Origin of the sequence: Rhizobium centroccidentale (genome assembly GCF_030182565.1) — a bacterium.
GTDB lineage: Bacteria > Pseudomonadota > Alphaproteobacteria > Rhizobiales > Rhizobiaceae > Rhizobium.
In genome coordinates this window covers 303,918-316,611 of record NZ_JAQJCG010000002.1, presented here as the reverse complement: position 1 = coordinate 316,611, position 12,694 = coordinate 303,918, and the positions used below count along the sequence as shown (strand labels likewise).

The window sequence follows — 12,694 nt, the reverse complement described above, 5'->3', positions numbered from 1 at the left end:
GTGTTTCCCCTTCTCCCCTCCGGGAGAAGGTGCCGTCAGGCGGATGAGGGGGTGTCTGCCAGGAGCACGAAAATTCGTGAATTCAAATCGGGAAGTCCCCCCCATCCGGCCCTTCGGGCCACCTTCTCTCCAAGGGGAGAAGGAATTTGCAGCCCCGATTTGCCTCATATGCGATGCCCCCTCAACGCCGTAGGCCTTACATCCCCTGCGAACCGCGGTTCATCGCGGCAATGCCAGTGCGGCAGACTTCGATGAGGCCGAGCGGCTTGATGATGGCGATGAACTGGTCGATCTTCGAGGACTTGCCGGTGATCTCGAGAATGAAATGCTCGACGGTCGCATCCACCACCTTGGCGTGGAAGGCGTCGGCCAGCCGCAGCGTTTCGGCGCGCATCTCCCCGCTTCCGGTCACTTTCAGCAGCGCCACTTCGCGCTCGATCGGCCGTTCCTGGCCGAGTTCGCGGGCGCGCACCGTCAGATCGACGACGCGGTGAACGGGAACGATACGCTCAAGCTGCGCCTTGATCTGTTCCAGTACCTGTGGCGTGCCGCGCGTGACGATGGTGATGCGCGACAGATGCGCCTGATGCTCGGTCTCAGAGACCGTGAGGCTTTCGATGTTGTATCCCCGGCCGGAGAAGAGGCCGATGACGCGGGCAAGAACGCCGGGCTCGTTGTCGACGAGCACCGAAAGCGTGTGGCTCTCAGCCGCCGCGGTTTCCGGCGAAATGAAATAGGCGGAGCCCGTGGGTTGAAGGTGTGCGTTCATTATCCTTGTTCCGTTTCCTCGGTTCTTGTTCGATATGCTGGCGAGATCGGCGAGGCGCAGCTTTCGCCGCGCCCCAGCTGTCGATCAGACCAGCTGGCGACCCTTGGCGTCGATGGCGTTGGCAACCGCTTCGTCGGTCGCCTCATCAGGCAGCAGCATTTCGTTATGCGCTTTGCCCGAGGGGATCATCGGGAAGCAGTTGGCGAGATTGGCAACGCGGCAATCGAAGATGACCGGCTTTTTGACGTCGATCATTTCCTGGATGGCGGCATCGAGATCCCCCGGCTTTTCGCAACGCAGCCCGACAGCGCCATAGGCTTCAGCAAGCTTGACGAAATCAGGCATCGCCTCGGTATAAGAGTTGGACAGGCGGTTGCCATGCAGCAGCTGCTGCCACTGGCGAACCATGCCCATATACTGGTTGTTCAGGATGAAGATCTTGATCGGCGCATTGTGCTGGATGGCCGCCGACATTTCCTGAATGCACATCTGGATCGAGGCATCGCCGGCAATGTCGATGACCAGGCTCTCCGGATGGGCAATTTGAACGCCGAGTGCCGCCGGCAGGCCGTAGCCCATGGTGCCGAGGCCGCCCGAGGTCATCCAGCGGTTCGGCTGTTCGAAACCGTAGAACTGTGCAGCCCACATCTGATGCTGGCCGACTTCGGTCGTGATGTAGGTGTCGCGATGCTTGGTCAGCTCATAGAGGCGCTGGATCGCATATTGCGGCATGATGACATCGTCGCTCGGTTTGTAGGCGAAGGAATTGCGCGCACGCCAGCGGGCAACGTCAGCCCACCAGTCTCCCAGACGCTCCGCGGCCGGCTTCTGCGGCAGCGCGCGCCAAAGGCGAACCATGTCTTCCAGAACGTTGCCGACATCGCCGAGGATGCCGACATCGACGCGGACGTTCTTGTTGATCGAGGACGGATCGATATCGATATGGATCTTCTTCGAATTCGGCGAGAAGGCGTTCAGGCGGCCGGTAATGCGGTCGTCGAAGCGTGCGCCGATACAGACCATGACGTCACAATCGTGCATCGCCATGTTGGCTTCGTAGGAACCATGCATGCCGAGCATGCCGAGCCAGTTCTTGCCGGATGCAGGATAGGCGCCGAGGCCCATCAGCGTCGAGGTGATCGGGAAATCGGTGAGCTCGACCAGCTCGCGCAGCAGCTTGCAAGCTTCCGGGCCGGAATTGACGACACCGCCACCGGAATAGATGACGGGACGACGGGCATTCTTCATCAACTCGATCGCCTGGGTGATCTTGTTGAGATCGCCCTGGATCTTCGGCTGATAGCTCTTCTGGACATGGTGCGCTTCCGGCGGCGTATAGGTGCCGGTCGCAAACTGGATGTCCTTCGGGATGTCGACGACGACAGGCCCCGGGCGGCCGGATTGGGCGATGCGGAAGGCTTCGTGGATGACGGCAGCCAGCTCGTTGACGTCCTTGACCAGCCAGTTGTGCTTGGTGCACGGCCGCGTGATGCCGACGGTGTCGCATTCCTGGAAAGCATCGGAGCCGATCAGCGTCGTCGGAACCTGACCGCTGAGGCAGACGAGCGGGATCGAATCCATCAAGGCGTCCTGCAGCGGGGTGACGGCATTCGTCGCACCCGGACCGGAGGTAACCAGCATGACGCCGACCTTGCCGGTGGAGCGGGCATAGCCTTCGGCCGCATGGCCGGCGCCCTGCTCGTGGCGAACGAGAATGTGCTTGATATCGTCCTGCTGGAAGATCTCGTCATAGATCGGAAGCACGGCGCCGCCCGGATAACCGAAGATGTGTTCGACGCCGTTGTCCTTGAGCGCCTGCAACACGATCTCCGCGCCTGTCATTCGATTGCCGCTCGCCTGATTATCTGTGCCGGTCATACGTTTGTTCCGCTTGTCTGCTGGAGGTTTGGAAAGATGAAATCTCGATTTCGGGCATAAAAAAAGGCCCCTTGGGGAGCCTGTCATCTAGCGCATGGGTGGCTATCGCCGGATGGTTACACCATCCTGCCCATGCGCCTTCCCACCACGATAAGAACGATCGAGTTTTTCATGGGGCGAAGTGATAGACAGAAAATTTCGAAGCGTCAACGCGTGAAGCAATAAAAAATCGCGGCGCCGCGGAAACCCCATAAAAAGCGCGGGTGGTCGACAGGATTTTATTAAGCCAGCGTCTCTATGCTCCAGCCACTAATGATTGGGGTAACTGTTTGCTGAATAACGATCTGCAGACATCAGGCAACGCTGGAGATCTTGATCGCCGCGATAGATTGAAACCGGGAAATCGCTTCCTCGGTCGCGTCGTCGCGTGCAATGGCTCGAGAGCGACGATCGCCGCCGTGGCCGAGGCCGGCGGCACGGACCTGACCGAACTCTGGTCGGTCGGCCGGCTGATTTCCATTAGTGTCGGGAAGAACCGCGTCGCTGCCCTCGTCTATGCGATGAACACGCAAAGCGTCGGCTGGGGTGAAGGGCAGGATAATCTCTTCCGCATCGAGGTCGAGCTGCTGGGTGAAGTCCGCGTCGGACCGGATGGCCGCGAGGAGTTTTCGAGTGGCATTTCCGCTTACCCATATCTCGGCGCCATCGCACACCGCATCCGCGCCGCCGACCTCATGCGCATTTTCGATGCCGGCAAGGGCAGCAGCTGCGTCATCGGCAAGCTGACGCAGGACGAAAGCATCGATGCCGCCATCCACATCCCCTCGATGCTGGCGAAGCATTTCGCCGTGGTCGGCTCGACCGGCGTCGGCAAATCCACCGCCGTCTCGCTGTTGCTACATAAGGCGATCACTGCCGATCCGAAACTGCGCGTGCTGATCCTCGATCCGCACAACGAATTCGCAGCCGCCTTTCCGAAGCACGCCGTCGTCATCGACACCGATACGCTCGACCTGCCCTTCTGGCTGATGCGGCTTGAGGAATTCAGCGAAGTCGTCTTCCGCGGCCGGCCGGCGATCCCCGAGGAACTCGACGCGCTGCGTGACCTTATCCCTGAAGCGAGACGCGCCTTCCGAGGCAACGATTCCACCCTGATGCGCCGCCAGACGGAAAAGTCCTCGGTGACGGCGGACACGCCGGTTCCCTACCGCATGGCCGATCTATTGGCGCTGATCGACGAGCGTATCGGCCGCCTTGAAGGCCGCCAGGAAAAGCCGCATCTGCGGTCGCTGAAGATGCGTATCATCTCGGCCATCAACGACCCCCGCTATCACTTCATGTTTTCCAACAATACGATCACCGATACGATCATGGAGACGATCGCCAAAATCTTCCGCATTCCGGGCGACGGTAAGCCGATCTGCACCTTTCAGCTCGCGGGCATCCCCTCGGAAGTCATCAATTCCGTCGCCTCCGTCCTTTGCCGCATGGCCTTCGAACTGGCACTCTGGAGCGAAGGGGCGATCCATATGCTCGTCGTCTGCGAGGAAGCCCACCGCTACATCCCCGCCGACCCGACGCTCGGCTTCTTTCCGACCCGGCAGGCCATCGCCCGCATCGCCAAGGAAGGCCGCAAATATGGCGTTTCGCTCGGTATCATCACCCAGCGCCCGGGCGAGCTCGACCAGACGATCCTTTCGCAGTGCTCGACGCTCTTTGCCATGCGCCTTGCCAATGATCGCGACCAGGAAATCATCCGCTCGGCCATCCCGAACTCCTCGATCTCGACGACCAGCTTTCTCTCATCGATCGGCAACGGCGAAGCCATCGCCTTCGGCGAGGCTATTGCAGTCCCGATGCGCATGCGCTTTTCTCAGGTTGAACGGCATCTGCTGCCGAAAGCCAGCGGCAGCGTGGCGAAGGCCAGCGAGGACTCGCCGGATACGGTCGATCTGCGCACGATCATCAGCCGTATGCGCTCGATTTCCAGTCCCGATCTCAGCCCTCTGCAGAGCTACAATGCTATGCCCGTGACGGATATCAAGGATGATTTCGATGAAGTGCCGGTCGAGCAGCCAATCCGGCCCCAAGCGGAATCGAGCTTGCAACCGATCGAACCCTATCGTCCAGACATGCTGCCTCGTACCGCCGCACCGCAACCCGCGGCGGCTTCGCAAACGTCGATCGACAGCAAGCTTGCAGAATTGCGCCGCGAATTCCGCAGCGACGAAGGAGGCACGCGCTCGGTGTCGCCAAGAGAGGCCGCTCCATCCCTGCGGCGCGAACCCGGCTCGTCCTTGCGGGAGAGCATTCTGAGAAAACCGCTCAGCAGCCTTTACGACAAGGACTGATACCAGACTACGGGCTCAAGCGCTCCCAACTCTCGTCCATCTGATTACGGAACCAGGTCATCTGCCGCTTGGCATATTGCCGCGTCGCCGCGGATCCGGTTTCGATGACCTCGGAACGCGTCATCTCCCCTTTCAGCATCGCCGCGATCTGCATGACCCCGATCGCTTTCATGACGGGCATTTCCGAGGGAAGATCCAGTGCCAGCAGAGCCTGCACCTCGTCTTCCGCTCCCATCGCCAGCATTTTCTCGAAACGGCTGTTGATGCGTTCGTGCAGGATCGCGCGCTCGGGCATAACCACGATCTTTCGCGCGCGGTCGGGATTAATGATCATTGGTCCGTTCTTCCCCTGAAAAGCGGCGATGGACCGGCCCGTCGCTTCAATCACTTCCAGGGCGCGAACGATGCGCTGCCCATCCTGCGGGTTCAGCGTTTTCGCGACGGCGGCGTCGCGCTCCACAAGCTCACGATGCAGAGTTTCCGCCCCTTCCGCCAGCAGCCGGCCGCGGAGCCGATCGCGGATATCGGATGGAATCTCGGGCATATCGGAAAGCCCGCCCGTTAGTGCCTTGAAATAAAGACCCGTCCCTCCGACAAAAACGGGCATTCTTCCCTCGCCGCGCAGACGCTCGACCAAGGCACCTGCCTCGCGCAGCCACACGCCGGTCGAATAGGCTTGGCCGGCTGGAACGTGGCCGTAAAGACGGTGCGGAATGCCTTCCATATCTTCTTCATCCGGCCGCGCGGTTAGCACGCGCAGGGTGTCATAGACCTGCATGCTGTCGGCATTGATGACGACGCCATCATGCGAACGCGCCAATTCTACCGCCAGTGCGGACTTGCCGCTGGCGGTCGGCCCGGTTATCAGGATCGCGTCGATATTGCTCATAGGGTTTCTGCTCATGGCCTTCGTTGCCACGCTTATTGCCAATCCGTCAAACCCCGTTCTCGTTCCGGCCATCGCCGAACAGGCGGCTGATGCTGTCAAAGCGTCCGGGCTTTACTGGCTGGCCGACGGCATTGCCTGTGATATCGCGCTTCGCGATGGTACCGATATCGAGGCCGCCGAGGCCAATATATTGGCCGTGATCGGCAGCGCGCCGATCGATCTGGTGATCCAGGAAGCCGAAACCCGTCGCAAGAAATTGCTGATCGCCGATATGGATTCCACGATGATCGCGCAGGAATGCATCGACGAGCTCGCCGCCGAAGTCGGCCTCAAGGAGAAGGTTGCCGATATCACCGCGCGTGCCATGAACGGCGAGATCGCCTTCGAGCCGGCGCTCCGCGAGCGCGTCGCTCTTCTGAAGGGATTGCCGCTCTCCGTTGTTGACGATGTCATCGCCAGACGCATCACGCTGACGCCGGGCGGCCCCGAGCTCATCGCCACCATGAAAGCGAAGGGATATTACACCGCCCTTGTTTCCGGCGGCTTCACCGTCTTCACCAGCCGGATCGGCGCGACCCTCGGCTTCGACGAGAACCGGGCAAATGTCCTGCTGGAAGAAAACGGCATACTGACCGGTCTCGTCGAGGAGCCCATCCTCGGCAAGCAGGCCAAGGTGGATGCGCTGAACGAAATCGCCGAGAGGCTCGATATTTCCGTTGATGACGCGCTGGCCGTCGGCGACGGCGCTAATGACCTCGGCATGTTGCAGCTCGCCGGCGCCGGCGTCGCGCTCCACGCCAAGCCAACCGTTTCGGCACAGGCCCGGATGCGCATCGACCACGGTGACCTGACTGCCCTTCTCTATATCCAGGGCTACCGCAAGACGGACTTCATCAAACCATAGAGCGGCACAAATCGCTGAAATCAGGGGCCGCAGATGATTATCGTCGAAACCGAACGCCTCATCATCCGCAACTGGCGCGAGATGGATCGCGACTTGGCCTATGAGATCAATTCCGACGAGACCGTCATGGAGTTCTTTCCGTTTCGCCGCAATCGCGCGGAAGCGGACGCCTTCTTCGATCGCGTTCAGTCGATGATTAGGGAAATCGGGCTTGGCCTATACGTGCTGGAGCTGAAGGAAAGCAGCGAGGCGGTCGGCTATTGCGGGCTGATGCGAACGGATCATCTGGAGCCGTTCGTCCCGGTCGGAACGATCGAGATCGGTTGGCGGCTGGTGGCGCGACACTGGGGCAAGGGGCTGATCACCGAAGCGGCGCGAGCGCTTCTTGCCCACGGCTTCGACAAGCACGATCTGGATCAAATCGTTTCCTTCGCCGTGCATAACAATGTCAGGTCGACCGCTGTCATGGAGCGGATCGGTATGCATCGCGTCGAGGGCGGCGATTTCGATCACCCCAACGTTCCCGACACGCATCCTCACCTAAAGCGTCATGTCCTCTATCGCCTGACGGAAGCCGATTGGCGCTCCGGGCAATGACGACACTCGAAACATCTCGGCTGATCCTGCGACCATGCCTGCTGGAGGATCGCGAGCTGTTTTATGAGCTGAGCTCCGATCCGGCTGTCCTTGAATTCTTTCCTTTCAGCCGCAGCCGAGAGGATGCCGACACCATCTTCTCCATGATTCGAAACCTCACGCCCGAACCCGGCTTCGAGTTTCTGACCCTGACCTTGAAACATAGCGGCGAGGCAATCGGTTTCTCGGGTCTGTCCAGGCTGCAGCTCGAGCCTCATTTGCCCGGCGATGCGGTGGAAATCGGCTGGCGGATATCAGCGCGCCACTGGGGCAAGGGCTACGCAACCGAAGCTGGCACGGCTCTCGTGCGTCACGCCTTTGCCGCGCTGAGCCTCGAAGAAATCCTGTCCGTTGCCGTACATGACAACAGGCGCGTTCTCGCAGTAATGCACAAAATTGGCATGCAACGCGATCCGGCCTGCGATTTCGACCATCCGCAAATTCCGGAGACGCATCCACATCTGAAGCGCCATGTCGTCTATCGACTGCGCGCCGCCGAATGGCGGGCGCAGCACGCAAGACACGTTGGTAGCTGAACTCTACTCCAACGCGACGGCAATGAAGCGCAAGTCGCCATTCGGAGACGCGATCATCATCTGCGCGTTGCGGCGGCCTTCCCGCTTCAGCGATGCCACCTTGTCCGAAGCAGCACTCGGAGTCTGAACGAATTCCTGCGCGACCTCAACGACGACGTCGCCAGGCTTCAGCCCCTTTTCAGCGGCTGCCGAGCCTGGAGCCACTTCGGTGATGACGACGCCATCGACACTGTCGGCAATGCCAAAGCTCTTGCGGTTTTCGGCGGTCAACGTCGAGAGCTTCATTCCAAGGATATTCGAGGTCGCCTGAACTGGCGGCTGGGCCTGCGGCGATTGCTGCGGATCCCCGCCCTGATCCTGTCCATCCATGCCGTCGTCGTCACCCTCGTCTCCCTGGTCGGGATTGATGACGCCGTCACTGTTGCCCTTATCGTCAGGCGCAAGCTGCGGCTTCTTGTTTTTATCGGTGCTTGCGGCGGCCGCCTGATCGCTGTCCTCCAGCCGGCCGAGCGTCACCTTGACGGTCTGCTGCTTGCCGTCGCGATAGATGACGACATCAACCTCCTTGCCGACGGGACTTTCGGCGACGACACGCGGCAGATCGCGCATCTCGTCCACGTCCTTGCCGTCGAATTTCAGGATAACATCGCCCGCTTTTATCGAGCCGTTATCGACAGGGCCGCCCTTGATGACGCCAGCGACGAGCGCGCCCTTGGCTTCTGAAAGACCGAGGCTATTAGCAACATCGTCCGTTACCGGCTGAATGCGCACGCCGAGCCAGCCGCGGCGCGTCTCGCCGAAGTCCCGGAGCTGATTGACGACCCCCTCCGCCAGCTCCGACGGAACGGCAAAACCGATACCGATCGAGCCGCCGCTCGGGGAGATGATCGCCGTGTTGATACCGATCACCTCACCCTTCATGTTGAAGAGCGGACCACCGGAATTGCCCTTGTTGATCGCTGCATCCGTCTGAATGAAATTGTCGTAGGGGCCGGCATTGATGTTGCGGCCGCGCGCCGAGACGATGCCGATGGTCACCGAGCCGCCGAGGCCAAAGGGGTTGCCGATCGCCATCACCCAGTCGCCGATCCGCATCTTGGAGGAATCGCCGAATTTGACCGCTGTGAGGGGGTGCTTCGGCTCGACCTTGAGGACCGAAAGATCGGTCTTCGTATCCGTCCCGATCAGCTTGGCCTTTAGCTTCGTGCCGTTCGGGAAGATCGCCTCGATGTCGTCGGCACCTTCGATGACGTGATTGTTGGTGACGATATAGCCTGAAGAATCGATGACGAAGCCGGAGCCGAGCGAACTCACCTTGCGGTTGCTGTCGTCGTCTTTCTTGTTGTTGAAGAAATCCTTGAATTCATCCTGGTAGGGCGAATTGTCCGGCACCTTCGGACTCGCCGGCCCATTCCCCTCATCCTTGACCTTCTGCGACGTGGAAATATTGACGACCGCGTCGAGCAAGCCGGATGCGAGATCGGCAACCGATGCCGGACCGGCACTTATTGCCGGGTTCGTGGTGATCGAGGGAGATGCTGCCGGCGGTGTCTGATTATTGGTCGCGGCCGGCGGCTGGGCACCTGCGGCCGCACCGCTATTCTGCGTCTGCGCATAAGCCTGTTCGGCAACACCCGCAACGGGGCCGGCAATCAGTGCAATGCTTGCGAGCAAGGCAAACGAACGGCTGAAAGGCAGGCGATTGGTCGAAGCCATCAGGCATCCTCATAAAGAAAGGGAAAACTTGTATAAGCATCAACATAAGGCGGAATGATGAAGCGTGAAATCACCTTTTTGAGAAATCCCCGAACCTCCTCGCCGCCGATGCTTGCAGGCTGAAGGTGGTGCAATCCGTCATAAAGAAAAGGGCCACCCTGAGGCAGCCCTTTCGTTTCGGTGAAGCGACGCCTTAGTTCGCGGGCGCCGTCGGATTGGCGACTGCCGGCGCGCCCGAATTGGGCGCAGAACCCGCAGGACTGTCAAAATACTTGAAGAAGTCCGACTGGTTCGGCGGCAGGACAAGCGTTTTGCCACCCGAGGCAAGCGCCTTGTTATAGGCGGCCATCGAGCGATAGAACTCATAGAAGTTCGGATCACGCTTGGAGGCATCCGCGAAGATGCCGTTTCGTTCGGCTTCGCCTTCACCGCGCAGAACTTCGGAATCCTTCTGCGCGTCAGCAACGATCTCGACGACCTGACGGTCCGCAACCGCCCGGCGACGCTGCCCCTCTTCGTTACCGCGCGCGCGGATCAGCTCGGCTTCCGCCAAACGCTCGGCCTTCATGCGGTCGTAAGTGTTCTGCGACACTTCCTGAGACAGGTCCGTGCGGCGGATGCGGACGTCCTCAATGTTGAGGCCGAGTGTTTCCGCATCGCGATGCAGATCGTTACGTACTTCCGTCATCATCGCGGCACGCTCGTTGGAAAGCGCCGCCTCGAAGCCGCGCAGACCATAGACACGACGCAGAGCAGCGTCGAGGCGAGTCCTGAGACGTGATTCAGCCGCATCGCGATCACCCGAGACGGTCTCGCGGAACTTGCGAGCATCCATGATCTTGTAGACGACGAAAGCATCGACTTCGTAGAACTTGCCGCCGGAGACCTGGACACGAATATTGTCCAGATCGAAGCGGAGTTCCTGCAATTGCACATACTGGACACGATCGGCATCCATGAAGGCAAAAGGCAGCTTGAAATAAATGCCCGGCTCCGTCTTCACGTCACGAATCTGGCCGAAGCGCAGGACGATCGCCTGTTCACGGGCATTGACCACGAATACCGACGAATAAATAAGCAGCAGCACTGCCGCGAGCGCGATAAGAATGGCTGGCAAACGGCTGGATGTCATTATTTGGCCTCCGGCTGAGTTGCAGCAGCGGGCTTGCCCGCCTGGGTCGTGGACTGCTTGCCGACTTCATTCAGCGGCAGATAAGGCACGACGCCCTGCTTGTCGTCGATGATGATACTGTTGGAATTGCCGATGACGGACTCCATGGTTTCCAGGAATAGACGCTTGCGCGTGACTTCTGGCGCCTTGACGTATTCGTCGTAGATCGAGATGAAGCGCTGCGCCTCACCCTGAGCTTCCTTCACGACACGATCCTTGTAGGCAGCCGCTTCCTCGCGGATCTGAGCCGCGCGACCGCGGGCCTGACCGAGCTTCTGGTTGGCGTATTGATTGGCCTCTTCCACCTGCTGGTCTTCATTCTGCTCCGCACGCTGCACTTCTTCGAATGCGTCGGCCACTTCGCGCGGCGGCGAGACATCCTCGATCGGGACGGCATTGATCGAGATACCGGAGCCGTAGCGATCCATCGTATCCTGGATGATACTTCTGACCTCGGTTGCGATTTCCTGACGCTTGTCGCGATAGATGTCTTGAGCCGGGCGGCGACCGACGACCTCACGCATGGCACTTTCCGCAACCTGCTGCAAAGTCTCGTCGGGGGTCTCGAGATTGAACAGATAGGATTGCGGGTTGGTCACGGTATAGAGGATCGAGAATTGCACGTTGACGATGTTCTGATCGCCCGTCAGCATCAAGCCAGCATTCGAACCGGCCGAGGAGCGGCCGCCGATATTGCGCTGCTGCTCCGTGACCTTCACGAATTCGATGCGGTCCATCGGCCAGATATGGAAATGCAGGCCAGGCATGGAGACTTCCTCGCGCGGCTTGCCGAAGCGCAGCTCAACGCCACGTTCGTCCGGCTGCACGGTATAGATGCACTGGATCAGCCAGAAAACGGCAATCACTCCGATGATGATGAGCACGACGCCTGCATTGAAGCCACCAGGCACGAAACCTTTCAATCGGTCTTGACCGCGGCGAATGATATCCTCCAGGTCCGGAGGCCCTCCATTGCCGCTGCCCCGCGGCCGGTTCGGTCCCTGTCCCCAAGGTCCCTGATTATTTCCGCCGCCACCGCCGCCCCATGGGCCACCGCCGCCGCCATTCTGATTGCTCCAAGGCATCAAAACCTCTTTGTTTGTTGACTCCCGATATCGCGCCAAGCCCACGAAATCCGTGGGTGGCGGCGATTGTTTCCCGTTATAGGTATCGAAGCACCTGCTTTCAACGCGACTTCAGGAAGTTCGTCGGATTCATTGGAAAATATTTGCTTTTTGGGGGCAGCTCTTATGCTTTTCGCCTGAAATAGCGAACGAAACGCGTGGGATAAGTGTCCTTTTCTCCAGCCGGAACGGCAAGTTCGCTATCCGCCTGCCAGATGCCGGGATCGATCTTTGGAAAGGATGTGTCGCCTTCCACATCCGCCTCTACATGGGTGATCAATAGCCGGTCGGAGAGATCGATCGCCTGCCGATAGATTTCGCCACCGCCGAGAATGCAGATTTCGTCGACATTGCCCTCCTTGGCTAGACCGGATGCAACCGTGATCGCTTCATCGAGCGAGTGCGCGACCGTTATCCCCTCGGCTGTAAAATCGGTGTCGCGGGTAATGACGACATTTGGCCGGCCCGGCAACGGCTTCCCGATCGACTGGAACGTCTTGCGTCCCATGATCACGGGTTTGCCGAGCGTCATCGCCTTGAAACGCTTGAGATCGGATGACAGCCGCCAGGGCATATCGCCTTCACGCCCGATGATGCCATTGCGCGATACGGCAACGACGATGGTCTTGATCGGCTGGGTCATGCGTCTCCCTCAGTCTGCGTCGCCGACGCCAATGCGAGTCGGCTCGGCGACTTTACATCATGATGGCCGCAACGGCA

Annotated in this window: 11 protein-coding genes; 4 read left to right on the top strand and 7 right to left on the bottom strand. The window is 59.9% G+C overall.

The window, feature by feature from the left end; all coding sequences use genetic code 11:
* Positions 1-196 precede the first annotated feature (196 nt).
* Both ilvN and PH562_RS03375 read right to left on the bottom strand, forming a co-directional pair.
* Positions 197-769, bottom strand: coding sequence for an acetolactate synthase small subunit (ilvN, locus tag PH562_RS03380; protein WP_174179833.1), 573 nt, complete (start codon positions 767-769; stop codon positions 197-199).
* Between the two features lie 84 nt (positions 770-853).
* A complete protein-coding gene (locus PH562_RS03375; RefSeq protein WP_285171421.1) occupies positions 854-2,647 on the bottom strand; it encodes an acetolactate synthase 3 large subunit in 1,794 nt (597 codons plus the stop codon).
* Positions 2,648-2,976: 329 nt separating this feature from the next.
* Between PH562_RS03375 and PH562_RS03370 the strand changes: the two genes are divergently transcribed.
* Positions 2,977-4,998: an ATP-binding protein gene (locus tag PH562_RS03370; protein ID WP_285171420.1), complete on the top strand. Its 2,022-nt coding sequence runs from the start codon at positions 2,977-2,979 to the stop codon at positions 4,996-4,998.
* A gap of 7 nt (positions 4,999-5,005) precedes the next feature.
* On the opposite strand, the gene miaA is transcribed toward PH562_RS03370, so the two are convergent.
* Positions 5,006-5,887: a tRNA (adenosine(37)-N6)-dimethylallyltransferase MiaA gene (miaA, locus tag PH562_RS03365; protein ID WP_483315311.1), complete on the bottom strand. Its 882-nt coding sequence runs from the start codon at positions 5,885-5,887 to the stop codon at positions 5,006-5,008.
* Positions 5,888-5,900: 13 nt separating this feature from the next.
* Between miaA and serB the strand changes: the two genes are divergently transcribed.
* The 3 genes from serB to PH562_RS03350 are packed head-to-tail and all read left to right on the top strand — an operon-like array spanning position 5,901 to position 7,963.
* Positions 5,901-6,791: a phosphoserine phosphatase SerB gene (gene serB / locus PH562_RS03360; RefSeq protein WP_285171417.1), complete on the top strand. Its 891-nt coding sequence runs from the start codon at positions 5,901-5,903 to the stop codon at positions 6,789-6,791.
* Positions 6,792-6,824: 33 nt separating this feature from the next.
* Positions 6,825-7,388 carry a GNAT family N-acetyltransferase gene (locus tag PH562_RS03355; RefSeq protein WP_285171416.1) on the top strand — a complete coding sequence of 188 codons (564 nt, stop codon included), beginning with the start codon at positions 6,825-6,827 and terminating at the stop codon, positions 7,386-7,388.
* Positions 7,385-7,963: a GNAT family N-acetyltransferase gene (locus PH562_RS03350; protein WP_285171415.1), complete on the top strand. Its 579-nt coding sequence runs from the start codon at positions 7,385-7,387 to the stop codon at positions 7,961-7,963. Before PH562_RS03355 ends, PH562_RS03350 begins: the two co-directional genes overlap by 4 nt.
* Positions 7,964-7,966: 3 nt before the next feature.
* Here the strand turns inward: PH562_RS03350 and PH562_RS03345 are convergent, their stop codons facing one another.
* The 4 genes from PH562_RS03345 to PH562_RS03330 form a co-directional block, all read right to left on the bottom strand.
* Entirely contained in the window at positions 7,967-9,679 is a 1,713-nt protein-coding gene (locus PH562_RS03345; RefSeq protein ID WP_285171414.1) for a DegQ family serine endoprotease, read from the bottom strand.
* Positions 9,680-9,872: 193 nt separating this feature from the next.
* A complete protein-coding gene (gene hflC, locus PH562_RS03340) occupies positions 9,873-10,811 on the bottom strand; it encodes a protease modulator HflC (RefSeq protein WP_285171412.1) in 939 nt (312 codons plus the stop codon).
* Complete coding sequence (hflK, locus tag PH562_RS03335; protein ID WP_113230555.1) at positions 10,811-11,935, bottom strand: FtsH protease activity modulator HflK; 1,125 nt, start codon at positions 11,933-11,935, stop codon at positions 10,811-10,813. Before hflK ends, hflC begins: the two co-directional genes overlap by 1 nt.
* A gap of 163 nt (positions 11,936-12,098) precedes the next feature.
* Positions 12,099-12,617 carry a dihydrofolate reductase gene (locus PH562_RS03330; RefSeq protein ID WP_285171411.1) on the bottom strand — a complete coding sequence of 173 codons (519 nt, stop codon included), beginning with the start codon at positions 12,615-12,617 and terminating at the stop codon, positions 12,099-12,101.
* Positions 12,618-12,694 lie beyond the last annotated feature (77 nt).

Bases quoted from the DNA above. Each gene is read 5' to 3' on its own strand.
- ilvN (WP_174179833.1), bottom strand. From the start codon at position 769: ATGAACGCACACCTTCAACCCACGGGCTCCGCCTATTTCATTTCGCCG.
- PH562_RS03375 (WP_285171421.1), bottom strand. From the start codon at position 2,647: ATGACCGGCACAGATAATCAGGCGAGCGGCAATCGAATGACAGGCGCG.
- miaA (WP_483315311.1), bottom strand. From the start codon at position 5,887: ATGAGCAATATCGACGCGATCCTGATAACCGGGCCGACCGCCAGCGGC.
- serB (WP_285171417.1), top strand. From the start codon at position 5,901: ATGGCCTTCGTTGCCACGCTTATTGCCAATCCGTCAAACCCCGTTCTC.
- PH562_RS03355 (WP_285171416.1), top strand. From the start codon at position 6,825: ATGATTATCGTCGAAACCGAACGCCTCATCATCCGCAACTGGCGCGAG.
- PH562_RS03350 (WP_285171415.1), top strand. From the start codon at position 7,385: ATGACGACACTCGAAACATCTCGGCTGATCCTGCGACCATGCCTGCTG.
- PH562_RS03345 (WP_285171414.1), bottom strand. From the start codon at position 9,679: ATGGCTTCGACCAATCGCCTGCCTTTCAGCCGTTCGTTTGCCTTGCTC.
- hflC (WP_285171412.1), bottom strand. From the start codon at position 10,811: ATGACATCCAGCCGTTTGCCAGCCATTCTTATCGCGCTCGCGGCAGTG.
- hflK (WP_113230555.1), bottom strand. From the start codon at position 11,935: ATGCCTTGGAGCAATCAGAATGGCGGCGGCGGTGGCCCATGGGGCGGC.
- PH562_RS03330 (WP_285171411.1), bottom strand. From the start codon at position 12,617: ATGACCCAGCCGATCAAGACCATCGTCGTTGCCGTATCGCGCAATGGC.